The 23502-nt window shown below is 47.9% G+C and carries 19 protein-coding genes, 2 tRNA genes and 1 other RNA gene; 1 reads left to right on the forward strand and 21 read right to left on the reverse strand.

Annotated elements, in window-relative coordinates; genetic code table 11:
- Positions 1-298: 298 nt before the first annotated feature.
- The 7 genes from ACZLMD_RS01415 to ACZLMD_RS01445 all read right to left on the reverse strand — a co-directional run bounded on the left by ACZLMD_RS01415 (position 299) and on the right by ACZLMD_RS01445 (position 6095).
- Positions 299-387, reverse strand: a tRNA-Ser gene (locus ACZLMD_RS01415).
- 102 nt (positions 388-489) lie between these two features.
- Positions 490-575: transfer RNA gene (locus tag ACZLMD_RS01420), tRNA-Ser, on the reverse strand.
- 147 nt (positions 576-722) lie between these two features.
- Positions 723-899: non-coding RNA, 6S RNA (ssrS, locus tag ACZLMD_RS01425), on the reverse strand.
- Positions 900-982: 83 nt separating this feature from the next.
- Positions 983-2122: an aminotransferase class V-fold PLP-dependent enzyme gene (locus ACZLMD_RS01430; RefSeq protein WP_489495001.1), complete on the reverse strand. Its 1140-nt coding sequence runs from the start codon at positions 2120-2122 to the stop codon at positions 983-985.
- Positions 2109-4085, reverse strand: coding sequence for a hypothetical protein (locus ACZLMD_RS01435; protein ID WP_489495002.1), 1977 nt, complete (start codon positions 4083-4085; stop codon positions 2109-2111). Before ACZLMD_RS01435 ends, ACZLMD_RS01430 begins: the two co-directional genes overlap by 14 nt.
- Positions 4066-5853, reverse strand: coding sequence for a phosphoadenosine phosphosulfate reductase domain-containing protein (locus ACZLMD_RS01440; protein WP_489495003.1), 1788 nt, complete (start codon positions 5851-5853; stop codon positions 4066-4068). The genes ACZLMD_RS01435 and ACZLMD_RS01440 overlap by 20 nt, the downstream gene beginning before the upstream one ends.
- The gene (locus ACZLMD_RS01445; RefSeq protein ID WP_489495004.1) at positions 5835-6095 is read right to left on the reverse strand and encodes a helix-turn-helix domain-containing protein; all 261 of its coding nucleotides are present in this window, start codon (positions 6093-6095) and stop codon (positions 5835-5837) included. Before ACZLMD_RS01445 ends, ACZLMD_RS01440 begins: the two co-directional genes overlap by 19 nt.
- A gap of 161 nt (positions 6096-6256) precedes the next feature.
- On the opposite strand from ACZLMD_RS01445, the gene ACZLMD_RS01450 reads away from it, so the two are divergent.
- The gene (locus tag ACZLMD_RS01450) at positions 6257-6661 is read left to right on the forward strand and encodes a helix-turn-helix transcriptional regulator (RefSeq protein ID WP_489495005.1); all 405 of its coding nucleotides are present in this window, start codon (positions 6257-6259) and stop codon (positions 6659-6661) included.
- On the opposite strand, the gene recO is transcribed toward ACZLMD_RS01450, so the two are convergent.
- From recO to ACZLMD_RS01520, 14 genes are all read right to left on the reverse strand, one after another.
- Positions 6585-7349 (reverse strand): DNA repair protein RecO, encoded by a 765-nt coding sequence (gene recO, locus ACZLMD_RS01455; RefSeq protein WP_022306999.1) that lies wholly within the window; start codon positions 7347-7349, stop codon positions 6585-6587. The two genes, ACZLMD_RS01450 and recO, sit on opposite strands and share 77 nt — an antisense overlap.
- Positions 7285-7494, reverse strand: coding sequence for a hypothetical protein (locus ACZLMD_RS01460; RefSeq protein WP_147403768.1), 210 nt, complete (start codon positions 7492-7494; stop codon positions 7285-7287). Before ACZLMD_RS01460 ends, recO begins: the two co-directional genes overlap by 65 nt.
- A 103-nt stretch (positions 7495-7597) precedes the next feature.
- Positions 7598-8287: a leucine-rich repeat protein gene (locus ACZLMD_RS01465; protein ID WP_022306998.1), complete on the reverse strand. Its 690-nt coding sequence runs from the start codon at positions 8285-8287 to the stop codon at positions 7598-7600.
- A 4-nt stretch (positions 8288-8291) separates the two neighbouring features.
- A complete protein-coding gene (gene era, locus ACZLMD_RS01470; protein WP_022306997.1) occupies positions 8292-9209 on the reverse strand; it encodes a GTPase Era in 918 nt (305 codons plus the stop codon).
- A 21-nt stretch (positions 9210-9230) separates the two neighbouring features.
- On the reverse strand, positions 9231-12194 hold the full coding sequence (locus tag ACZLMD_RS01475) for an insulinase family protein (RefSeq protein WP_484107017.1): 2964 nt from the start codon (positions 12192-12194) through the stop codon (positions 9231-9233).
- A 134-nt stretch (positions 12195-12328) separates the two neighbouring features.
- Entirely contained in the window at positions 12329-13822 is a 1494-nt protein-coding gene (locus tag ACZLMD_RS01480; RefSeq protein WP_158577247.1) for a rhamnulokinase, read from the reverse strand.
- Positions 13823-13843: 21 nt separating this feature from the next.
- Positions 13844-15754 (reverse strand): EAL domain-containing protein, encoded by a 1911-nt coding sequence (locus tag ACZLMD_RS01485; protein ID WP_484109445.1) that lies wholly within the window; start codon positions 15752-15754, stop codon positions 13844-13846.
- Complete coding sequence (locus tag ACZLMD_RS01490) at positions 15754-17667, reverse strand: EAL domain-containing protein (protein WP_484109444.1); 1914 nt, start codon at positions 17665-17667, stop codon at positions 15754-15756. The genes ACZLMD_RS01485 and ACZLMD_RS01490 overlap by 1 nt, the downstream gene beginning before the upstream one ends.
- Positions 17668-17717: 50 nt before the next feature.
- On the reverse strand, positions 17718-18779 hold the full coding sequence (locus ACZLMD_RS01495; protein WP_482523288.1) for a GGDEF domain-containing protein: 1062 nt from the start codon (positions 18777-18779) through the stop codon (positions 17718-17720).
- Positions 18780-19109: 330 nt separating this feature from the next.
- Positions 19110-19880, reverse strand: a complete 771-nt coding sequence (gene trpA / locus ACZLMD_RS01500) for a tryptophan synthase subunit alpha (protein WP_482523289.1) — start codon at positions 19878-19880, stop codon at positions 19110-19112.
- On the reverse strand, positions 19873-21060 hold the full coding sequence (gene trpB, locus ACZLMD_RS01505; protein ID WP_484104518.1) for a tryptophan synthase subunit beta: 1188 nt from the start codon (positions 21058-21060) through the stop codon (positions 19873-19875). The genes trpA and trpB overlap by 8 nt, the downstream gene beginning before the upstream one ends.
- 36 nt (positions 21061-21096) lie before the next feature.
- A complete protein-coding gene (gene trpC / locus ACZLMD_RS01510; RefSeq protein ID WP_118561702.1) occupies positions 21097-21885 on the reverse strand; it encodes an indole-3-glycerol phosphate synthase TrpC in 789 nt (262 codons plus the stop codon).
- Between the two features lie 26 nt (positions 21886-21911).
- On the reverse strand, positions 21912-22922 hold the full coding sequence (gene trpD, locus ACZLMD_RS01515; protein WP_486817792.1) for an anthranilate phosphoribosyltransferase: 1011 nt from the start codon (positions 22920-22922) through the stop codon (positions 21912-21914).
- Complete coding sequence (locus tag ACZLMD_RS01520) at positions 22919-23494, reverse strand: anthranilate synthase component II (protein ID WP_486817793.1); 576 nt, start codon at positions 23492-23494, stop codon at positions 22919-22921. The genes trpD and ACZLMD_RS01520 overlap by 4 nt, the downstream gene beginning before the upstream one ends.
- Positions 23495-23502 lie beyond the last annotated feature (8 nt).

The following is a 23502-nucleotide window of genomic DNA, read 5'->3' on the forward strand; positions in this document are numbered from 1 at the left end:
TTTAAGATGTGATTCACATCTTTTATTAGAATTTTCAGGGTTGTTTTACTGTTCAATTATCAAGCTTCTCTCAAGCGTTCCCGCTTGTCTGTTGTTCGCTTGTCTTGCGCGACAACGATATATATATTAGCACGCTTTCTCGATGTTGTCAACACTTTTTTTAAGTTTTTTTATTTTCTGCAAGCTCTCGTCTTCCGACCGTCTTTGCAGAAAAGATTTCCTTTCGAAAATCAAAACTCGTCAGTGTCACCAACGAACTTGCGGTGCACAACACAGTATGAATCAACTTACTGTGTAACGGAGAAGGAGGGATTTGAACCCTCGCGCCGCTATTAACGACCTACTCCCTTTCCAGGGGAGCCCCTTCAGCCTCTTGGGTACTTCTCCAGGCTGATCTAACACATAATATTGTATTAGTTCTTTTATTCTCCCGGCTGCATTTGCCAGAAAAAAATTGCACGGTGTCGATATGACTCCGGGCAATAATAACGGAGAGGGTGGGATTCGAACCCACGCGCCCTTGCGGACAAACGGTTTTCAAGACCGCCTCGTTATGACCACTTCGATACCTCTCCACATATTCATTTGTGACGTCCGTCTTCCCGAACGCTGCTTGACAAGTATAACACCCGACACGATCTCCGTCAAGTCTTTTTTTTATTTTTTGCAAAAAAATTTAAAATCGAAAAGAGGACCACATTAATATGATCCTCTTGCTGTCAAAGAAGCCCAAAATGCCGGTTCCTGAATTTTGAGTCCTAGCATGTGCTAGGTGGGTAACCGCACATGTACTTCTGCCGTCCCAGGTAATAGGGCATGACATCCATACATAGATATAGGAATCCCTGTTCAAAAGTGTAGGTTCAAAATGTCAGGAGTGTCGCACACCCCAGGTGATTTCTTTTATAGATAGTATACTCAATTTGATTTCAAAATACAACACTTTCTGCAAAGTATTTTTTCCATTTTTTTGAAACTGCCTCTAGCACAGTTTGTGCAGTACCTCTGCCAGCCGTATCAGTTCTTCCTCCGTTGTATATCTTCCCACGCTGACCCGAACCGTTCCTGTATCTCCGGTTCCGTAAATGTCATGTACATATGGTGCACAATGATATCCGCTGCGCACGGCTATATCGTATTCCGCACTTAGGATGTCTGCCGTTTCCTCCGGTGTGTATCTTCTGAGACGAAATGACAGGATCCCCGTAAACTGCTCCTGAATACGGTGCGCCGGATAAAAACAGATTCCTCTCTGTCCGTGAAGCTCCTTCTGCAGCAATGCGATCTGATGCTGCTCTCTCTGCAATGTTTCCCGTGGATCAGGCAGAACCTCCAGTGCTTTTTTCAGTGCTCCGATCGCCGGTGCGTTACTGCTTCCGGCTTCATAACGTGCGCTTCCGGTCAATGGCATCTGCAGATTCCGGGAATCCACGCCGTTGCCTCCATACAGAACCGGCTCCGGCATTTTGCCGCCGCATACAATAAATCCTCCCGTACCAAACGGTCCGCCAATCCCCTTATGTCCTGCAAAAATTATAAAATCCGGTGCATCCTTTGTCAGCTCAACCGGAACGATACCAAGTGCCTGTGCCATATCTGAAATAACAACAGCACCCGCGGCATGTGCATATTGTGTTATCTGTTTCACCGGCAGGATATATCCGGTCACATTGCTGACCATCACCGCACATACAGCTTTGGGTGCATACGTCCGGAAAAGCTGTCTCGTCTGCTCCAGATCAATGTAACCATCCCCATCTACCGGAAGCAGCCTGATCTGAAGCTTATACCGCAGACGCAAAGTTTCTATCACACGGGCGATTGCATTGTGCTCATACGGCGATAAATACACAATATCCCCCTGCTCCCAGGATAGCCCTTGCAGCACTATATTACACGCCTGAGTTGCCGACGCGGTAAAATAGACATCTGAAGGATCATACCAGCCGGTCTGCGATGCTATTTGCGCCCTCGTCTCATCAATCAGCTTCTGTGCCTGCCGGCTTGCCGGATATGTTCCTCGTCCTGCATTGACGGACATTGTCCGAAACAGGCGATCCATTTCCTGATAAACACACTCTTCTTTTATATATGAGGTTGCTGCATAATCAAGATAGATCATTCTCTATCACCTCCTGCAGCACCCGGATCAAAACCGCTGCTTTCTCTTCCTGTTCCAGTGCATTTCTGGTCTCCCCGATCAGATAATGTATCTGCCGCTTCAGAAGCTGTGCCGTCTGCCCGTGCGATTCATGATATATTCTGCAGCTGATATCCTTCGCAGCTTTTTCGCAAATAACAATTTCCAGAGTCGGAGTCCCCAAATACTTTCCGCCAAGTTTCTCATTCATATAGTTTTGGAGCTTTCCGGCATAAATTTCAGCACTGTCCGGCTGAAAATACTCCATTGTAACCCCCATAAGCTGTTTTGCAAGCCTCTCGGTTTCTTCTACCGATGCCTCTCCACATATCTTCCCGGTGATTTCACAAAGTTCTTTCTGCAGTTTCGGATAGCAGGCTTCCAAAAGACTCTTCTGCGCCTGCAGTGCCTGAATGCATTCCTTTGCATTCTGTGCCAGCAGACAGTCCGGGATGTCCCGATAAAGGAAGGAAAAGAAACGATCTCTCTTCCGGCGGCATGCTCTGACAAATGCTTCCGTCTGCTTCCCGCATGCTCCGGCGCTCCCCATCGACCAGGTATACAGAGGAAGCTTTTGATACCAGTCCGCGATCCGGTCTGCCACTAACTTCGTCCTCTCAAACCTTCCGGTTTTGTCCAGTTCTTCCCGGTCAATGTCAAAAAGACCGGCAAGTTCCTCCTGATATTCCTGTGGATGCAGAAATACATTTTCTATATATAACTCATAATTTGCCGGTTCCTTATCTGCATTATCCAGCGTCTTTCCACAGATCACCTGCTCTACCGCTGCGACGCGGAGCACGCCATCCAGCTTCTGTTCCATCAGCGCCACTGCAAGAAGAACAGGAATAATACCTCCCGGCAGACCATACGGAGGTGCTTGCAGTGTATTGTACAATGTCTGCAGATTTTGCGGACTCTTCCGTGCATCGTCTATAAACCGGTGAAACTGCAGCAGGATCCGATTCATGACAGGCTCTGCCTGTTTGTCTCCGTTCGCCCCGGTCATCTCTGCCACACAGCGGCAAAGACGCTCTTCCTCCATATAAGAGGTTCTCCTCTTATATCCTGTCGTCCGCCCGAAAATTGCATCAATAACTCTCATTCTCACCCGGCGCTGTGTCAGTGTCAAAGCATCTGCCATCAACGTTTCCATTCGAAGTAACGGTGTTTCCGGATAATATTGTTTGCTTTGCTCCCACATTATTTGCAGAAGACGGCTTATACTTTCGCAGGATACCGCACCCTTTCCGGCACGCACTGCCTTCCACCGTCCGTCCACCTTGCCGACAATGATCGCCGGATACGTACTTATCCGATCAATGACATTCTGAATTTCATCCGATGCTGTTATTTCTCCGCGAATCAGACAGATGACAGACTGTTTCCGCATACAGGACTGTTCCAGAACCGTCTCACATTCCTCCGGCGCACATTCCCTGCAGCGATATATCCGGCGCATTCCTTTCTCAATATAATACCGGCACGAAAACAGTATCATCCCATCCTGAAGAAGTTCAACCGATGTCCGGTCTGCCATTTTGTAGCAGGCTGCCATCTGTTCTTCCGGCAGAGACAGGTTCTGTTCCAATTTCCACTGCATTTTCCGGCCAGACGCACCTTGAATAATCTGTACGATTGCCTCATCCGCTCCGCCTGTCGTCTGTGCCGTCCGGTTAAGAAGCCAGGCAGACTCGAACCGTTCCAGATACGGATCACAGTGAAGAACCAGTTCTCCAAGCGGTGTCAGGAATGAGTGCTTTCCCGTCTGTGCCAGTCCCAGTTCTGTAAGCCTTGTTCCGATATTGCGCACAGTAACCGGTGCATGTCCGAGAATATCCGCCCCTATGCGTCCGTTTTTATCAAACAGCTCCGGTCGCCCCTGTAATTCGTGCATTGCTTTTATAAGCCATTCCATCTTTATATTATCTGTTTTCCTGTTCATGTTTGCTCCTCTGCTGCCGCGGAATTGAAAGGATTTTCCGGATATAACAGCCTCCACTAAAATAATTAATACATTTTCTGCATCGAAAACACTTTTCATCATTGATCCGGTAACCTTCTGTATCACAATGCAGTGCACCATGCGGACAAATTTCTTCACAGGCATGACAGCCGATGCACATCTGATATTTGGTGATCTGTGCTTCCACATATCTCCTCGCCTTGTCCCTGCTTTTCGTTCCCATTCTGTCTAAGGCTTCAACAACAATCTTGACCGCCATGTCACCCTCTCTTGCCTGCAGACGAAGAACCGGCATTTTATCCCGGTCAAGTACATAAACCTCACCGAGATGTCTGCTGCCGAGTTCTCTGTGGATCCACCCAAACGGCTTCCACAGTTCAAAAAACGAAGCGGTCACCGGACGTGTCAATTCATAACGATACGCATCCGCTTCATTGACACAGGGCGTATACGAAACGACCGACTGTTTTGCATGCGCAAGACCGTATCCTCCCAGTCTCGCTTTCCATTGTCCGGTGCGGACATACTCTTCCGGATCCTTTTTATTTGTTTTGACCGCAAAATCAAGAAGCAGCCGCTTAAAGCTGCGATGCTGCTGCGGCATATAAATCTGTGCCAATATTTCTGACCATGTACTGTTATTGGGACAGCACCAGCATCCCACTCTGGCATATCCCAGACGATACGCCTGATTAAAGTCAATCCCTGTTGTGGCAATATACAGCCATACATCAAAGTCCTGCCAGTCGATGATCGGCGATGCTGTGATCTGTCTGCCAATCTTGTTTTTATGAGATGTTCTGTCATATTTCCGACGCCCATAAGACTCTGCCCGCCGGATTCCCTGAAAGGACAGGATCTCTCCTTCCGGGAAACACATTTCCAGCCGCCGGTTTAATGCGCTTGTTTTGAATACCGTACAGCACCAGCGCATGACTCTGCTCGGTGGCCCCAGTATTTCACAAAGTGCTTCAAACTGCTCGCCCCTGCTTTTTGCATCAATAAAATAGATATCCGGATGACCTCGTCTGTAACGCCGGATGTATTCCAGTGTCTGCGGAAGTTCTAAGGTAGTATCCGCAAATCCGTGCATCAATTCCATTCCCAGCGCACGGCGCACCAATTCTGCTACAACTGTAGAATCTTTTCCGCCACTGAACGAAACATAGCATTTAGAAATACCATACCGCTCCACGCTGGTTCGGATATAATCCACGGCTTCTGTTTCAAGTTCGCAAAACCGCCTGCAATTAGCTCGCACAAACCGTTCCCGCATCCGGTCAAACTCCCGCGTGTCAATATTTCGGAATGCCTCCGGTATCTTCTGTGCTGCCCGACGGATCTGTCCCTCTGACAGCTTCGTGATCTCTAACGGCAGCCTCAGTCCATCCGCATAATAAATGCCTCCCCCGTTCCACACACTGCTGTGGTCATATGTACCGGGCTCTGCCTCCATCAAAAGCTCCAGAAGCCGTTTTTCCTCAGGGAATACTATACGACAGTCACGTACAAACTCCTCCGCAGGCGCATGGCACAGCGGACAGTTCTTTTCATACAACGGTATCCGGCAGTGTGTACACCAGTAAAGCCGCGATTCCACTTCAACGTGATCCCGGCTTTTGCATATCGGACAGACTGCCTCCTCAATCAGCAGATACGATGCAGCTGCTTCCCGCCCATCTGTCCTCTCCTGTTTTCCCTGTCCATGCCTTCCGTAACACCGGTATGTCAGCATCCCTTTCTCCATTCTTCCGATGATCTGTCATAAAAATCATACGGATCCACCTTCAGGTAACTGCAGATCGCCAAAAACTCCGACGCATTCAGTCCTCTTTGCACCTTTCCGGAAAGAATCTCTCCTGCAACGCCCGTCTTTCCGGCAATTTCCTCTGCCGAAAGATGATGCTTTTGTATATAGTCAACCACTCGATGCGTTATTTCCATGCCTTTCTCTCCTCTCCATTCACAGGGATATTTCATTTTTTCCATTATATCCTCGTTTAAATAGAATTTCAACGCATAGTATTCCCTTTTAAAGAGAATTTTATGTATTACGCACATTTTGAGTGCAGGATTTCTTGACAATGTCATTTTTCGTTTGATAGTATAAATGTAAATAGGGTAAATACTCAGATGGATCGGAGATTCTTATGAAAAATCCAAAAATTGCTGAAAAATTAAAAGAATATCGTAAAATAAATCATTTATCTGTCGATGAAGTCGCAGCTTACCTGCGTGAAAAGAATATTGATGTTGCCACAAAGACAATTTACGGCTGGGAGAACGGACAGACACAACCCAGTGCTGATAATCTGATACATCTGTGCCGCTTTTATAATATCCAGAATGTTCTGGCTGCTTTTGGGTATCTGCCTTCCGGCACAGAGCTTCCGTCTCTTTCCAATCAGGAATACAAGCTGATCGAGGCATACCGGAACCATCCCGACATGCAGCCCGCAATAGATAAGCTTCTTGATCTTAATACGGCAGAGACTCCAGAAAAGCCAGAGACTGAAACGTATGATGCAGATAATGTTCATAATAGTGTGTCATAAATTCTGAAAGTTCTTTTTCTATCTGTTCCGAAACACGAAATGTAAATAAACGCTCTAACGGTGTCGTCACTATAAACTGCAGCGCATAAACTGCGTCCGGACTAAGGCGGTATCCCTTTTCCCTCTGCTCTGACATAAACTTCGCAGCGCAGCTGTCACAAAGAAATCCACCTCTCGAAAAATAAACGCGAAGATTCCCCTGTGATGTTTTACATCCAAGACATTGAAACAATTCAAGTGCTTCACCCTCGATCTGCATCATACGCATCTCGTAGATTACCCGGACAAGCGGCAGTGAAATCTTTCCCCTGGTCATTGCGCTGCATGCCACATACAGAAGCAGAAGTTCATCCGGTGCCTCAACGTTTTCTCTTGTAAAATACCTTGCAAGCTCCGCAAAATAAGATGCATAGCAGAGAGTGTCAAAATCATCTGCTATTCCCGCAAAAAACTTCTTAATCTGCGCAGACTGCACGTTATAGGAGCTTCTGCCCTCGTACAGTCGATAAGTACCAAAAGTAAAAGGGATCGCACAGGCAGAGACTGCGCTGTTGACTCTTCTTGCTCCTGTGACAAAGGCAGAGATTCTCCCGCGTTCTTTTGTCAGCAGCTCTATTCGTTTGTCATATTCCTTTACCGGAGATGCCGTCAGCACCATTCCGGTCACTTCTATCAGCTCCGCCGCCATACCGTGCCTCTACCCTGTTTTCTGTCATCGTCCCGTCAGGACTATGTTCCCTTGTGTTATCATTCTGTCTTGCTCTGCAGTAATTCAGATAATCTTCTATACGTCCGCTTTCCATAAAACAATCCCATCGATTCGGTAATTCCATGATCCGTTCTCCTTTGCCCGTTACTTGACTGCAGGCATTCCTGCCGTCTATTCTTAGGATGGCAAAACGGTCTCCCGGATATACTGGAAGCTTATGGAATCTTCTATATGCCCTTATACACAGCGCGCTTCGGACCGCTTGTTTTTAGAAGCTTTTTGTATTTGGTACGGACGGAACGCGGCATCACAAACCGTATCCCGGATGCCGTGGAACGAAATGCATCATCACCCACTTCATTTAATTTCCTGCCCTGAAATGTAACCTTTCCAAGCTTTCTACAGCCCTGAAATGCCCCATACTGGATCCTTGTTACATATCTTCCGACCGTGACATTTTTAAGCTTTCTGCAACCCCGGAATGCTTCAAAATCGATCATTTTGACATCATAATATATGTCCTGCACACAGATCTTGGCAGGAATACGGATTGCAGTTTTGCTCTGAGCGGCTTTCGTACAGCCGATCAGATTTGCATGTGTTCCGGTATACTCGTAGATCAGTCCCTTTTTGGTAATCTTTTGCTGAACCGGTGCATTCATCACAGACATCGGCGGTTCCTGAGTCGGACTCACACTCGGACTCGGTGCTGCCGATGCAGATGCAGAAGCGGACGGACTTGCCGAAACAGAAGCGGACGCTGTGGAGGTTGGTCTTGGCGTTGTCGTCACCGCCGGTGTTACCGTAACCGCTGCTGCCGCTTTCTCCTCCGTTGCGCCTGACGGCATTGCTGCTGCCGCAAGAAACGCTGTCAGCACACCTGCTGCAAAAATATATTTTAGCTTTCTTTGAAACATCGTATTATTCCTCATTTCCCTCTGAGCGGTAGCCAAAATTCTTAATCAGAAAATCACTGTCCCGCCAGTCCTTTTTGACCTTTACCCAGAGCTTCAAATTCACTTTACAATCTAACAGTGCCTCGATATCCTTTCGGGCATCGGTACCGATCTTTTTGAGCATAGAACCCTGCTTGCCGATAATGATTCCCTTATGGGAATTGCGCTCACAGACGATCGTTGCATCAATATCGATCAAAGTTCCGCCCGGGCGCTCCTTCATCCGGTCGATTGCCACGGCAACACCGTGCGGAATCTCATCACTTAAGTTACGCAGAGCCTTCTCGCGGATAAGCTCTGACACGATCTGGCGCTCCGGCTGATCTGTGATCGTATCCTCATCATAATACTGCGGACCTGTCTCGAGATACCGGAACATGGATTCCAACAGCTCATCCGTATTCTCTCCCTTCAATGCCGATACCGGAATGATCTCCGCAAAATCAGCAATGTCCTTATAAGCATCGATAAAGGTTAAAATCTCTGCCTTTGCTACCGTGTCGATCTTATTGATCACAAGAAAGACCGGTGTCTTGACCTTGCGAAGCTGCTCTGCGATATGGCGCTCTCCCGCGCCGATAAAGGTCGTCGGCTCAACGAGCCAGAGGATCAGATCGACCTCCTTAAGCGTACGCTCCGCCACCGAAACCATATATTCTCCGAGCTTGTTTTTCGCCTTGTGAATGCCCGGTGTATCCAGAAAGATGATCTGTCCACGCTCATCTGTGTAGACAGTCTGGATCCTGTTACGGGTGGTCTGCGGCTTGTTGGAAGTGATCGCGATCTTCTGTCCGATTATCCGGTTCATCAGCGTTGACTTTCCTACGTTCGGACGGCCGATCAGTGTCACAAAGCCGGACCGAAACTCCTGTTTTTTTGCCATGGTACTCCTCCATTTTATATTTTATAAGGTTAGTAATTTATCAAATAAGTCTTTCTCTTCCCTGATGTGGTTCTCATTACCGATCACGCAGATGCTGCCGGTTGAAGCGATCGCCTCTGCCATATCTGCCACAGCACGGATATCCTCTCCGGAACATGCCAGAACCTGATCTCTTTCCTCCTGCAAAACCTCCTCCGGGATCTCAGAAAGATAAACTCCCATAGAGCGCTTGCCCTTTGCTGCCGGCGGCTTCGGGGTATCCAGTCCGCTGATCGTTCCGATAATGGTCTTGAGAAGCTCTCTCTCCTCGGCATCAAAGCTGCGGAGATAATCTGCCGCCTTCCGGTATGCCTCGAGTGTACTTCCAAGACCCGGATCACGGTAGGAAGTAAAGAAGCCCTCGCCGTTACGGATGAGCTGGCAGGATACGCCATAGGCACCTCCCTTGACACGAACCTCATTCCAGAGATAACCAAAATTGAGCAGATGGCGCGCCACATCCAGCACACCACGCTTAATGCCGCTCATGTCCTTACACTGACCTGCAATCGCAACATACTGTACCTCTGCCGGTGTCATAATACCTTCATTAACCGGTTTAAGCTCCATAACAAACGGTGTCATCACATCATTAAGACTGCCGCCCTCTGCCTCCTGTTCAAATGTATCCAGACGTTTCAGGAATGCCGGAAGCTCCTTCTCAATTTCCTTTAATCCATTCCGGTCTGCCGTACAGGATATCGTCAGTCCGGAGCGGGTAAATATCTTCTTCATCAAGGCCGCACAGCCCTTCTGCAGACGTTCCTTTTCTTTATCAAACTGATCGTCCAGCTGTGCCAGATATTCATAATAACCGTATCCGCCGTAGCGGTCACTGAGCCAGTCCACCTCAGAAAGATGGGACATCGCACGCACCATTGCAGCCTGATGACCTGCTGACATCATGCTCACCTTCTTACGTGAGCGTGCCTCGGCAACAACCTCACGCAGATGTTTCTCATCCGCAAAGCTTGTGGTAAACATGATCTGTGCCATCAGATCAAGAGCCTCGGAAAGCTTGCTGCGAAGCACCTTCGTGCTTATCTCAAAGCGTACACGGCAGGCATCCTCTCTGCCATAAAGACGATAGAAGTTCACGTCCGCACCGATGCCGCCGGTATGGAAATTGATCTCTGTATCCAGACTGCTGTAGCTGTAATCCTTTGTATCCATATAGCCAAGCAGCGTCTTAAGGAAGCTCATCTGCGGCATAAATTCCTTACAGTCATCTACGTCAAACAGCAGATCAAGATATACGATATCATTGGTATGAATGTCATGGTGCATCACCGGAACATTTTCAATCTTGCACTCCCTGTTATAGATCGGCGCGATCTTCTTATCAATATCTTCTCTGGAAAGCATCGGGATCTTCTCCAATACCTCCTTTGGAGACGGCTCCTCCTGATATGCCTTTAATGCTTTGGTATCCTCGATCAGCTGCGCAATCTCTTCGTCAGATAAAGATGCCTTATAGGCTGCCAGACGATCCTTTTCCTTCTGCTCTGCCTCGGCAGAAAGTCCGTTTTTCGGCTTCATTTCCACAAGAACAGCATGCGGGTTGTCGATCAGATACTTCCGGATCAGTTCTTCATAATAGCCGGTTCCAAGCTTTTCACGTAGAAATTCATAAGCACTCCGGAAGCAAAGTGCATCATACGGCATCTTATCATCATACAGCCAGGTCTTCATCGTATTGAGACCATAGATCAGTCCCTTTGGGAACATTCCGTAATCGGCTTCTCTTTCCTTAAATTCCATTGCATTGATCGCCGCCTCCAGTGCTTTCTGATCAACGCCCTTCTCCACCTGCTCCTGCAGAGTGCTTTTGATAATATCATAAAATCGCTTGCGCTCACCCGCTTTGGCATTCTGGGTGGTCAGAGCAAAATAGCTCTGGCGCAGAATATCGCAGAAATCAACATCGATGTCCGTTCCGATCCCGGCATCCAAAAGTGCCTGCTTGAGCGGTGCGCCCGGCATCTCTGCCAGAACATACGCAAGCACCTCAAACGCCTTGCAGGTCTTGACATCAAGCGTAATATCCATAGCTGCCGCAAAGGCATAGTAAGTCTTTTCGTCACTGTCCTCATTTTCGGACACTGCATACTCGGTCTCAAGCGACTTCATCTGCGTAAACGGCTTCTGCAGAGGGATCGAAGAATCCAGCTCGATTGCAGGGAAGTCCTTCAGGTAATGCTGATCCATCCACTCGAGACGCTCCTCAATGTCCATGTTACCATAAAGATAAATATAGCTGTTGACCGGATGATAATAATGACGGTGAAAGTCAAGATACTCCTCATAAGTCAGATCCGGGATATTCGCCGGATCTCCGCCGGATTCATTGCCATAGGTATTGTCCGGAAAGAGCCCGTTCATCACAAAACGCTCCAGTTTTCCGTCCGCAGAGGAGAATGCTCCCTTCATCTCATTGAACACAACACCGTTATAGGTGACCGGTTCATCCGGAGCATTTAACTCGTAATGCCAGCCCTCCTGTTTAAAGATCTCCTCATGCTCGTAAATATTCGGATAGAATACTGCATCCATATAGACATGCATAAGATTCTGAAAATCCTTGTCATTGCAGCTTGCAACCGGATACAGGGTCTTGTCCGGATATGTGGTTGCATTGAGGTAGGTATTTAAGGAGCCCTTTACTAACTCCACAAACGGATCCTTCGCCGGAAACTCTCTCGAGCCGCACAGAACCGTATGTTCAATAATGTGCGGTACACCGGTCGCATCCTTTGGCGGGGTACGAAAGCCAATGGAAAATACCTTATTCTCATCCTCATTGCTTAAAAACAAAACTCTCGCTCCACTCTTTTTGTGACGCAGTGCCAGCGCTATGCTGTCGATCTCAGGAATGGATGCTGACTGTTCCAGTGTATATGTCTCCGGTATTTTTACCTCTTGTACGTTTTTGATCCTTGATGCCATAAAAACCTCCATCTATCATTTTGCAAAGTTTCTCTATTTATACTATACCCAAAATCTGTAAAAAAGTAAAACGAAAAAAACGACCGGATACAACATATTTGTGTCCGGTCGTTTCTTTGGATTAATTACAATATTCAATATAAGTCATTAAAACGACGGTAAGCTTCGTCCCACTCTCCGGTATCCTGCGGCAGATACTGCGCCGTCTCAAAGGAAGCAGCAAGAATATCGCATTTCTCAGCGCGTGTCTTGTAGGCGCCGAGTGCATATAACTGTTCCATTACATTACCGACTGCCGTTGCTTCACTTGCTCCGGTAATAACAGGGATTCCGAGTGCATTGGCGGCAAACTGGTTGAGTACCTGATTCTGTGCACCGCCGCCAACAATATAAAGCTTCTCCTCCCAGATAATATAGGGCTTCAGACTCTGATAAACCTGGCGATAACGCATTGCAAGACTCTCCAGGACGCAGCGCACCAGAGCTCCGTCTGTCTGCGGAACCGGCTGACCTGTCTTCTCACAGTAGGCACGAATCTTCTCCGGATAATCTCCCGGCTGCATAAAGTCGTCCGGGCGGATAAAGCTCTGCAGCGGCTTCTCTGCCGCCGCCATCTCATTCATCTGCGCAAAACTGTAGCTCTTGCCTTCGCGTTCAAAGCTGCGGCGAAGCTCCTGATTCAGCCAGAGTCCGATGATATTGACGGTCGGACGGTAGCCTCCGTCCCACGTACCCTCATTGGATATCTTGTCACGGATAACCTGTTCCCCGGTCAGCATGGTCTTGGCGGAAATCCCCATGAGAGACCATGTTCCGCTGGACAGGAAAGTAAATTCCTCTTCTCTTGCCGGTACGGCTGCCACTGCACATGCGGTATCATGTCCTGATACAGACAGAATATGAAGATTCTCCTGTCCAACCTCCTTAGCAATCTCCGGACGAAGTGGTCCGAGATCCTTTCCGGCATAATCAAGCGGTGCCAGAAGCTTCGGATCAATCCCAGCTTTCCGGATCAGCTCTGACGCCCATTTCTTCTCCTTCATATCAAGCAGCTGCGAGGTTGATGCAATGGAATATTCGCTGTGCACCACACCGGAAAACAGATACTCGATCAGGTTTGGCATAAACAAAAGCTTGTCAGCCGCCGCCATCTGCTCCGGCATTGCCTTGTTCAGATAACAAAGCTTGTAAAGTGTATTGTAAGCAAGACTCGCAATTCCCGTCTGCTCAAACGCATACTTTTCTCCGGCTTTCACTGCCTTGTCCCTGTCCTGTTCCTCCGGCACAAGACTTGCGAGTACATCATTCATGTTCTCCTCATCCAGTGCTGCATCACGGTAGCTTCCCGGCATACCGAGCAGATTACCCTCGCGGTCGATCATACCGCAGTCGACACCCCAGGTATCAAAGCCCACCCCCGACAACGGCTCTTTGCACAGGCGCATTCCCTCCTTCATTGCTTCATAAAGCGAAACAATGTTCCAGTAAGCACGTCCGTTTAATGTAGAAAAGTTGTGCGGAAAACGGTGTACCTCCTCCAGTGTGATCTTCGTTCCGTCGAACTTCGCAAGCATTCCTCTTCCGCTGCTGGCACCCAGATCAAATGCCAATACATTCATTGTCTCCATAATCATCCTCCCCATATTCTTCTATACATTGATTCCGTTTGTTTCACGCAGATACTGTAAAAATTCGCGTTCCGGCAAAGGCTTGGAATAAAAATAGCCCTGCAGAAAATCACCCTTTAACCTCTTGAAAATATCGATATGCTCCTGCGTCTCGATTCCCTCCGATATGATCCGTTTGCCCTCGGCATGGATCATCGGTACAAGCTGGTCAAGATATTTGTTCTCGCCCCTGCCATAGGACCACACAAGACTCTTGTCGATCTTGACATAATCCACCGGCAGACTCACGATACTACCGACATTGGAATAGCCGGTGCCAAAATCATCCAATGCGATCTTGGCACCGGAGGACCGCAGTGTCTCCAGTGTCTCCCGGATCTCCTCCTTATCCATAATGCCACTCTCGGTAATCTCCAGGTGCATTCTTGTCATCGGTATCCCGTATTCACCGGCAATCCGGATCAAATCCTGCGCCAGTTCCTCGTAACAGCACTGTACCGGCGAAAGGTTAATGTTGATATCATCAATTCCCATCTCAAAAATATGATTCTGTGTTGCAAAGATACAGGCCTTACGGTATATCTGTTCGCCGAGTGGGATGATATCCCTGTTCTCCTCCGCCACATGAATGAAAAACTCCGGATTGATAAAATTCTTATCCCTATCTTTCAGTCGTGACAGCACCTCCAGAGACGTAACTCGTCCCTTCTCCAACGAATAGATCGGCTGAAAATAAATCTCAATGCTGTCGTTGATGACCGCCTGCTCCACAAGCTCCGCAACCATCTGCTTCTCCTCCGCAGGCTTAACTGCATCATGTGTCAGCGGGATCAGCATTCCCGGCGTATGATGTCCCGGATGATCCGATCTGGCATAGGCGATTCTCTGCAGCAGCTCCTCCACCGTATCACAGCTGTCCTGAATATTTACGGCATAAAAACAATATTCGTGAACGATCTCTTCTCCATCGATCGTCCATATCTTCGGCATCACATCGACAAGCCTCTGATAAACTACCTTCGTCTCCTTCTCATTCGGAAGGATGATTGCAAAGGTTGATGCCGCAATATGATAAAAATCCTGATCGCCGCATTCTCTCTGCATCAGTTCCGCCATTGCCGCCTGGATCGCAGTCAGCTTGGAATCCTCGTACATCTCCGTCATCGCATTATAGTTGATAATACGGAGGATCAGTACAGAGCACTCCTCCTTATATACCATCTTCTCACGGACGGTTTCCTCAAAGCCGTGCATTTTGAAAAATCCGGTCACCTCATCCATATAATAGTCGGAGTTCTGGAGAAACAGATAACAACAAAACAAAACAACGCTGTTGACCGCATATGCGAACAGATAACGAGGAAAAAATACATACTGAAGGATCCTTGCTGTAACAACCGCTACGGGAATCGCAATGATCCAGCGCTTCGTCTTCTGCGGCACAAAGGATACTCTTCGCATCAGGATCCACGGTACCATCACATACAGCAGAGTGATCAGCGCAATACTGTAAAAGCCCAAACCTCTGTGATACATTCCCTGCTCATCATAGGTATATAAAACACCGGTAAACGGGGTGGTCATGATCAGAATAATTCCAATTACAAACGGAATGCACCATAACACCTTTCTGTCACGGATATAATCCAGCCGGTGCAAAAGCTCCATGGCGTACATGGAATAGACCACCGAATACACCAGCGATGCAATGAAAAGCAGAGTATGTGCGACAATTCCGGCGGTAAATGGAATCTGCTTCAGATCTGTAATTCCACAGAACACATCACAAGCAGCAGTCACGACTCCCAGCACCATCAGCCAGAAGAACAGACTGCTTCGGTATACCCGTAAATGTCTCTGTCGAAAAAATACCAGCGTGGCGGCAAGCATAAATGTCAGAGCCGCAAGCTCATAATGTATCTGAACCTCCATCACATTTCCTCCATGTAACTATGTATCTGCTCCGGTTTCATCAAACCGCCGTAATACTTCCCCTGAAGATAGGAAATCTCTCCCAGCTTCTTTACCTTCTCATAATGCTGCCGATCCTCAATGCCCTCCAGGCAGATCTCCCAGCCATTATCCCTAAGCATCTGGATCTGATATTCCAGAACATCACTCTCTCCCTGACAATATCTTTCCACCATATGCTCACTGATCTTAACAACACGAAATGGCATCTTCATGATTCCCTGCAGATTGCAGACATTGTCTCCATACCTGTCGAGCACCACTGTAACACCCTCCTCCATCAGATGCGCAATATGCTGCTCGAGCCGTTCAAACGGTACACTCATATCCTCGGTCATTTCCAGACATAACCGATTGAGCGGAAACTCATACTTTTTAGAGAGAAACCTGTACTCCCTCACTACTGTTTCAGAACTGATATGAAGCGGTGTCACATTAACGACAAGCTTCTTAAAGCCGTGCTCTAAAATTCTCTCGCGCATCGCCATCTCCATCGCACTTTCCAGAGTAATGCGTCCAAGCTCTCTGACATAGCCCATGTCCTTTGCCACTGCCCAGATTGCCCCCTCCGGTATCCATCTGCCGTTCTCGCGAAGCATGTAAAGCTTTGCTTCCACTGCATGTCTCTGCCCGGTATGTGCATCAACGATCGGTACGATACATACATCGCATCGTTTCTCCTGCATGATTTTCTTAAGCATGCGTGCGATCTGAAGCTCGAGATCGATAGTCCGCTTAACCTCTCCCTGATAACGCAGGAGCTGTCTGTCGTGAAGCTGGTCACGAAGCATTTTCTTCATGCTGGCAACCATCTTGTAAAACTCCGCCTGATCATATGCCGCCTCGTCGAGCGTCAGCATATAAAAGCCATAGGAGATCGGTATGCTCTTATTATGAATACGAACCTTTGACGGAAGGATCTGCGCAACTGCCTTATAAAGCTGTACACTCTCTTCCTCACGTTTCTGCAAAACCGCAAAATCCGCTCCATGAATATGAAACTGATTCTGTCTGCCGCCATAACGCCGGAGAATAGCACCGATCTCGCCCATAACATCAGCAAGCTCATCCTCCTCGCAGATTCCCATAATGTTCTGATAATTCTGTATCGTGATAAACAGACAGCTGAATCTCTGCCGGTACTTGAACTTTTCCTGAATGACCTTCCTGAAACCCGCTCTTGAGAACCCACCGCTGATCCGGTCAGAATAGCGGTCCAGATTCTGATACAGCAGATAGCACACAAAGATCATAAATGCCATCGCATAAAACATCAGAAGAATCGAGTTCTTCATCAGAATAAACTGAATAACCACAGACAGGTCAAACACAAGGCATAATATCAGGCAGGAAATGCCTCTGTGTATCCACAGTCCCGTTTTCCTGCTGAATGCCACAAAGCATGCCCCTGCAAAGTAAATATTGACAACGATCAGAACAATTGCCTCCAGGCTGCCTGCATGGTAATGTCCCTGCCGGTCATAATAAAAGATCAGATGTGTCACCGGGCTGGTCACATCCAGTATCGTCACAACAGCAGCCGGAAGGATCATTTCGAGGCTCCGGACGCTCTTAAGAATAAGACGGTGTCCACTGAGCGCATGCCAGTACTGAAAATAAAGCATAGCGATCCCCATCATGGCAACCGCCGGAATCACTGAACTTAAGTTATAAACATAAAAGGAACCCGGAAAAATATATTCCCGCAGAACACGAACTGCCACATCAAGAAATGTAAACAGAAGTCCGGCCCGAAGCAGCTGGTCAAAACAGCGGTTCATATAAAGATCCAGCCAGTTTTTCTTCTTGTAACTGACAGCGATCACTGCGAGAAAGATCACTGCTGCCACTTCATACGCACACTCAGTCCTCATGAGCTCCTCCTTCTGCCATTTCTTTCTTCAATCGATTAAGATCCGCCCTGCTACTCGTCTGCAGCACTGTGCTGAAACAGATTGTACCGGTTCTTGCCGGAACGCTTTGACAGATACAACGCCTTATCCGCCTTCTGATAGATCGTTAAGAAATCCTCTCCGTCCACCGGTGCGGATGCGATTCCGATACTTGCCGAAACCTGAACACTCTTGTCACCGCTGACATACTCTTCCTTGAGAATGTCACAAAGCTTATCGCCTTTCTGTGTCATATACTCGGTCAGATTGTCAAGGTCAAATGCATCAAAGGATGCACACACGCTGAACTCATCGCCGCCAAGACGTCCGATCAGTGCCTTGGCAGGAAATACTTGCTTCAGCTTCTCTGCCGCTTCTGTGAGCACCTTATCTCCATAGACATGTCCCAGCGTGTCATTTACATCCTTAAAATTATCGAGATCGATCATGAAGAATATAAGATTCCCGCTTCCCGCGCGATGCTCAAGCTGGGCTTTAACCCGCTCTTCCATCGTCTTCTTGTTCAGGATGCCGGTAAGCTGATCATTCTCTGCCTTCTCGGTAAGCTCTTTTTCCTGCGTCATCTTGGAATCAATGTTCTCCATCCGAACAACAAACCGCTTATTCCTGCCTGTCTTCTCATGCTTCACCAGTGTTCCCGTAAGAGCGTACCATGCATATGTATCATCCAGCCGTCTGATCAGAAGATCCGTTTTGAAATACTGCTCGCCACTGTCAAAAAAGCTGCGAACTGTGGAACGGATCGGCGTTATGTCCTCATTCACCCAGTTATAAATATCATAGACCTCCACCCCCATGAAGTCTAGCATGTCAAATCCCGTAAACTGTCCGATACTGCCGGTCACTACCAGATGCTGCGGAGAAAATGTGTAATCAAGCCAGATACATTCACTCTGCGCTGCGATCAGATCATAGCGTTCTTTCACCTCATATACTTTTTTATAACGAAGCCCCAGAAATACAATTCCCGCACAAAGTACAACTGCAAGCACAACCAGTCCTGCAATCACAAACGCAGTTGCCGTCCTCGCTGATACCGCGATCACCTGCGTTCTTGTTAAATTCTGCCACATATCGTCTGTCTTTTCCTTTCTGTGTATGTGATTTTCCGTAATTTGTGCCTTCTCTTAATGTACTCTTCTCCATATAAAAGCTTAATGATATAATTATACCATCGTTCGGATAAAAAAGGAAGAATGTTTTTTACTTTCCCATACCAGAACAAAGTGGGCTTGCCCACTTTGCGCGTCACCGCACAATTGCTTATGTAATCTTCCTCTGTGCGGTGATCGCATCCTCGCGGAGCGTTTTTACATTATAGGAAACGACAAGTTTCCTATAATGTAAAAAACGGCTGCAATTTTGCTGCAGCCGCCTCAAAAAAAGAGATATGTTCAACTTTCTTATGCCAGTCCCTCAACCATCTCATGTACATAGTCGTAAATATGCGATCCTGCTTCCCCGCCATATTGGGCAATGATCTTTACAATGGCACTTCCAACGATCGCACCATCTGCAATTGAGCTGTACTTGTGTACCTGCTCTGCGGTGTTGATTCCAAAGCCGACTGCTGTCGGAACATCAGTCACTTCTTTGATCAGTCCGATAATCTTGCTGACATCGGTTGTGATCTCGCTGCGAACACCGGTGACACCCATGGAGGATACCACATAAATAAATCCTGTCGCATCCTTTGCGATCATCTGGATACGATCCTCAGAAGTCGGTGCGATCAGAGAAATAATATCCACATTATGCGCGGCGGCGATATCCGCAAGCTCGCCCTTCTCCTCGTAAGGCATATCCGGAATGATCACGCCGTCAATGCCAACCTCCTCGCATTTTGAGCAGAATTTCTCATAGCCGTATTTGAACAGGGTGTTCAGATACGCAAGAAACACTAACGGGATCTGTGTTTTCCGGCGAAGACGTGCCACCATGTCAAAAAGCTTGTCGGTGGTGCAGCCTGCCTTTAATGCACGGATATTGGCCTCCTGGATCACAGGGCCCTCTGCGATCGGATCAGAGAATGGGAGACCAAGCTCAACAAGACCGGCACCTGCGCGCTCCATCTCCAGTACAAATTCTTCTGTTTTATCAAGATTCGGATCTCCTGCTGTTACAAATCCGATAAATGCCTTTTTGCCGTCAAATGCGTTATGAATCCTAGTCATGTAAATCAACCCCCCTGTATCTTGCTATTGCTGCAACGTCCTTGTCACCACGTCCTGACAGGCAGCAGATAATGATCTGATCCTTGCGCATGGTTGGTGCAAGCTTCATCACATGAGCTACCGCATGGGAGCTTTCGATGGCTGCAATGATTCCTTCTTCTTTTGCAATGTATTCAAATGCCTGTACTGCCTCTTCGTCCGTAACCGGAACGTACTGTGCTCTTCCGATATCCTTAAGATATGCGTGCTCCGGACCAACACCCGGATAATCCAGTCCTGCGGAAATGGAATATACCGGCGCGATCTGTCCGTACTCATCCTGGCAAAAGTAAGATTTCATTCCGTGGAATACACCCTCTGTACCGGTTGCCATCGTTGCAGCGGTACGATCCGTGTCAACGCCAAGACCTGCCGCCTCACAGCCGATCAGCCTGACGCTCTCATCATTGATGAACTCATAGAACATTCCCATTGCGTTGCTTCCACCGCCGACGCATGCCATAACAACATCCGGCAGCTTTCCTTCCTTCTCAAGGATCTGTGCTCTTGCCTCACGGCTGATCACGCTCTGGAAATCACGTACGATCATCGGAAACGGATGCGGTCCCATTACAGAGCCGAGCACATAAAGTGTATCATCGACACGGCTTGTCCACTCACGCATACACTCGTTGACGGCATCCTTCAAGGTCATCGTGCCGCTCTCAACCGCATGCACCTTTGCGCCAAGTAACTCCATACGATAAACATTTAATGCCTGACGGATCGTGTCCTCCTTACCCATGTAGATCTCACATTCCAGTCCGAGAAGAGCTGCGGCTGTCGCTGTTGCCACGCCGTGCTGTCCGGCTCCGGTCTCGGCGATGATGCGTGTCTTACCCATTTTCTTGGCTAAGAGTGCCTGACCGAGTACATTGTTGATCTTGTGGGAACCGGTATGGTTGAGATCTTCTCTCTTAAAGTAGATCTTTGCTCCACCCAGATCCTTTGTCATCTTCTCCGCATAATATAACAGAGACGGACGACCTGCATACTCTTTTAACAGGGTATTTAACTCGTTATTAAACTCCTCATCCTTTTTATAAAATTCATAGGCATCCTCTAATTTCTTGATCTCATTCATCAAGGTTTCCGGGATATACTGCCCGCCATGAATGCCATATCTTCCTTTCTGACTCATAATTTTTCTCCATTTCTTTAAAGTATGATGATGCTGCTATCTGGAATACCCGATAAACTCTCTGACGGCTGCCACGCGGTCTAAAGCCCGCATCATGGTCTCGCCGATCAATACACCGTTGACGTTGTTGTCCATCAGCCGACGGATATCCTCCTTCGTCCGGATCCCGCTTTCCGATACAAATAAAACATTCTCCGGAACACTCTGACGATAGCGGATACTGTTGTTAATGTCAACCGTAAATGTGTGAAGATCCCGGTTATTGACGCCGATCAGTCTCGCCCCCGCCTTTAATGCACGGTCAACCTCCTCCTGATCGTGAGCCTCCACAAGCGCGGTAAGTCCAAGGCTGTCTGCAATCTGAAAGAACCTCTTAAGCTCTTGATCATTTAAAATTGCACAGATCAGAAGCACCGCATCCGCTCCCATCAGCTTTGCCTCGTAGATCATATATTCATCCACAACAAAGTCCTTGCGGATGATTGGAATACTGACCGCCTGACGAATCTCCTGCAGATAACTGTCTCTTCCCTGGAACCAGTACGGTTCAGTCAGCACCGATATTGCACTTGCGCCGCCCTCTTCGTAGTCTTTGGCAATCTCCACATATGGAAAATCCTGTGCAATGACACCCTTGGAGGGTGATGCCTTTTTCACCTCGCAGATGAAGGACAGCCCGTCTTTACCGATCGCTTTCTCAAAGGGATATCCGGTATCGCTGTTCATTGCCTGCGCTTCATCCTTCAACTGTTCCAGAGACCGGATACACTTCTGCTCTTTGACACGCTCTCTTGTCTTTGCCGCAATTTCATTTAATATGGTCATAATCCACCTCGTCTTTATCTGCTCTTTTATGCATTGGTAAGCTGAATAAATGTCTCTAACTGCTTTAATGCCTTGCCGCTGTCGATGATCTCGCGTGCCATCTCAATTCCCTGCTCGATCGTTACATTTTCCTTTGCAATGTGGAAGGCTGCACCGGCATTGAGAAGTACCGCATCACGCTTCGGTCCTGTCTCTTTTCCCTCGAAAATGTTTCTGACGATCTGTGCATTTTCTGCTGGCTCGCCACCAACCAGATCACTCTTCCGGCAGGTCTTTAATCCGAACTGCTCCGGTGTGATCTCATAGGTCTTAAAGTCATCCCCGTTAAATTCACAGACCTTTGTCGGTGCACTCAGAGAAATCTCATCCATGCTGTCCATTCCGTAAACGGCCATGCCTCTCTTAACACCGAGGTTATGAAGTACATGTGCAAGCGGCTCTACAAGACTTTCGCTGTAAACACCATAAAGCTGCATGGTTGCTCTCGCCGGATTTGCCAGAGGTCCCAGCAGATTAAAGAGCGTACGGATACCGATCTCTTTACGGACTGCACCGACGAAACGCATTGCCGGATGATATTTCTGTGCGAAAAGGAAACTTATATTGCTCTCATCCATGACCTTTTTCATTTTGTCCGGCTCAATGTCGATCTTAACGCCAAGAGCCTCAAGGCAGTCTGCGGTACCACACTTGCTGGAGGCAGCGCGGTTACCGTGCTTTGCCACCATCACGTTTCCTGCCGATACGATCAGGGAGGAGATGGTGGAAATGTTGATCGTATTGGAGCCGTCTCCGCCCGTTCCCACGATTTCCAGTGCGTCCTTGTCATTCTCAAAATATTCGCAGTGATCTCTGAGATATTTTGCTGCTGTTGTGATCTCGTCGATCGTCTCACCCTTCATGGAAAGTGCTGTCAGGAACGCTGCCTTCTGTGCATCCGTTGCCTCTCCGGTCATGATCTCCCCCATCACCTGCTCTACCATGTCGTTTGTCAGATCTTCCTTCTTCGTCAAAAGTGCAATTGCTTCTTTAATCATGAATGAAACACCTCCAAAAAGTTTTTAAGTATTATTCTGCCTTCCGGTGTCAGAATTGACTCCGGATGAAACTGTACACCATATATATCATAATCTGCATGCTTTACAGCCATGACCTCGCCATCGTCCGTCTCGGCTACCACCTTAAGGGCATCCGGGATTGTATCCTTTACTGCGGCAAGAGAATGATATCTTGCCACCTCTGCGGTCTCTCCCATGTGTGCAAACAGCGGACAGGATGTATCGAGCTTTGCCACCGACATCTTGCCGTGCATCAGATGCTTCGCATAGGAAACCTCCGCTCCGTATACCTCACAGATTGCCTGATGACCAAGGCACACGCCAAGGATCGGAACCTTTCCCTCAAAGTAACGGACCACATCCTCACAGACCCCGGCATCGGCAGGTCTTCCCGGTCCCGGTGACAATATAATGTGTGTCGGATTCATCTGCTCCAGTTCCTGCGGGGTATATTGATCGTTTCGCACCACCCTGATATCCGGTTCCAGCTCTCCGATCAACTGATACAGATTGTAGGAGAAGCTGTCGTAATTATCTATCAGTAATATCATAATCTCAC

It is taken from the genome of Jutongia sp. (assembly GCF_057878315.1).

Excerpts from the sequence above, each read along its gene's own strand:
- ACZLMD_RS01445 (WP_489495004.1), bottom strand. The coding sequence starts at position 6,095 with ATGGAAAAAATGAAATATCCCTGTGAATGGAGAGGAGAGAAAGGCATG.
- ACZLMD_RS01490 (WP_484109444.1), bottom strand. The coding sequence starts at position 17,667 with ATGAGGACTGAGTGTGCGTATGAAGTGGCAGCAGTGATCTTTCTCGCA.
- era (WP_022306997.1), bottom strand. The coding sequence starts at position 9,209 with ATGGCAAAAAAACAGGAGTTTCGGTCCGGCTTTGTGACACTGATCGGC.
- ACZLMD_RS01430 (WP_489495001.1), bottom strand. The coding sequence starts at position 2,122 with ATGATCTATCTTGATTATGCAGCAACCTCATATATAAAAGAAGAGTGT.
- recO (WP_022306999.1), bottom strand. The coding sequence starts at position 7,349 with ATGGCGGCGGAGCTGATAGAAGTGACCGGAATGGTGCTGACGGCATCT.
- ACZLMD_RS01485 (WP_484109445.1), bottom strand. The coding sequence starts at position 15,754 with ATGGAGGTTCAGATACATTATGAGCTTGCGGCTCTGACATTTATGCTT.
- ACZLMD_RS01435 (WP_489495002.1), bottom strand. The coding sequence starts at position 4,085 with ATGAACAGGAAAACAGATAATATAAAGATGGAATGGCTTATAAAAGCA.
- trpB (WP_484104518.1), bottom strand. The coding sequence starts at position 21,060 with ATGAGTCAGAAAGGAAGATATGGCATTCATGGCGGGCAGTATATCCCG.
- trpA (WP_482523289.1), bottom strand. The coding sequence starts at position 19,880 with ATGACTAGGATTCATAACGCATTTGACGGCAAAAAGGCATTTATCGGA.
- ACZLMD_RS01450 (WP_489495005.1), top strand. The coding sequence starts at position 6,257 with ATGAAAAATCCAAAAATTGCTGAAAAATTAAAAGAATATCGTAAAATA.
- ACZLMD_RS01475 (WP_484107017.1), bottom strand. The coding sequence starts at position 12,194 with ATGGCATCAAGGATCAAAAACGTACAAGAGGTAAAAATACCGGAGACA.
- ACZLMD_RS01480 (WP_158577247.1), bottom strand. The coding sequence starts at position 13,822 with ATGGAGACAATGAATGTATTGGCATTTGATCTGGGTGCCAGCAGCGGA.
- ACZLMD_RS01440 (WP_489495003.1), bottom strand. The coding sequence starts at position 5,853 with ATGGAGAAAGGGATGCTGACATACCGGTGTTACGGAAGGCATGGACAG.
- trpD (WP_486817792.1), bottom strand. The coding sequence starts at position 22,922 with ATGATTAAAGAAGCAATTGCACTTTTGACGAAGAAGGAAGATCTGACA.
- ACZLMD_RS01465 (WP_022306998.1), bottom strand. The coding sequence starts at position 8,287 with ATGTTTCAAAGAAAGCTAAAATATATTTTTGCAGCAGGTGTGCTGACA.
- ACZLMD_RS01460 (WP_147403768.1), bottom strand. The coding sequence starts at position 7,494 with ATGGAATTACCGAATCGATGGGATTGTTTTATGGAAAGCGGACGTATA.
- ACZLMD_RS01495 (WP_482523288.1), bottom strand. The coding sequence starts at position 18,779 with ATGTGGCAGAATTTAACAAGAACGCAGGTGATCGCGGTATCAGCGAGG.
- ACZLMD_RS01520 (WP_486817793.1), bottom strand. The coding sequence starts at position 23,494 with ATGATATTACTGATAGATAATTACGACAGCTTCTCCTACAATCTGTAT.
- trpC (WP_118561702.1), bottom strand. The coding sequence starts at position 21,885 with ATGACCATATTAAATGAAATTGCGGCAAAGACAAGAGAGCGTGTCAAA.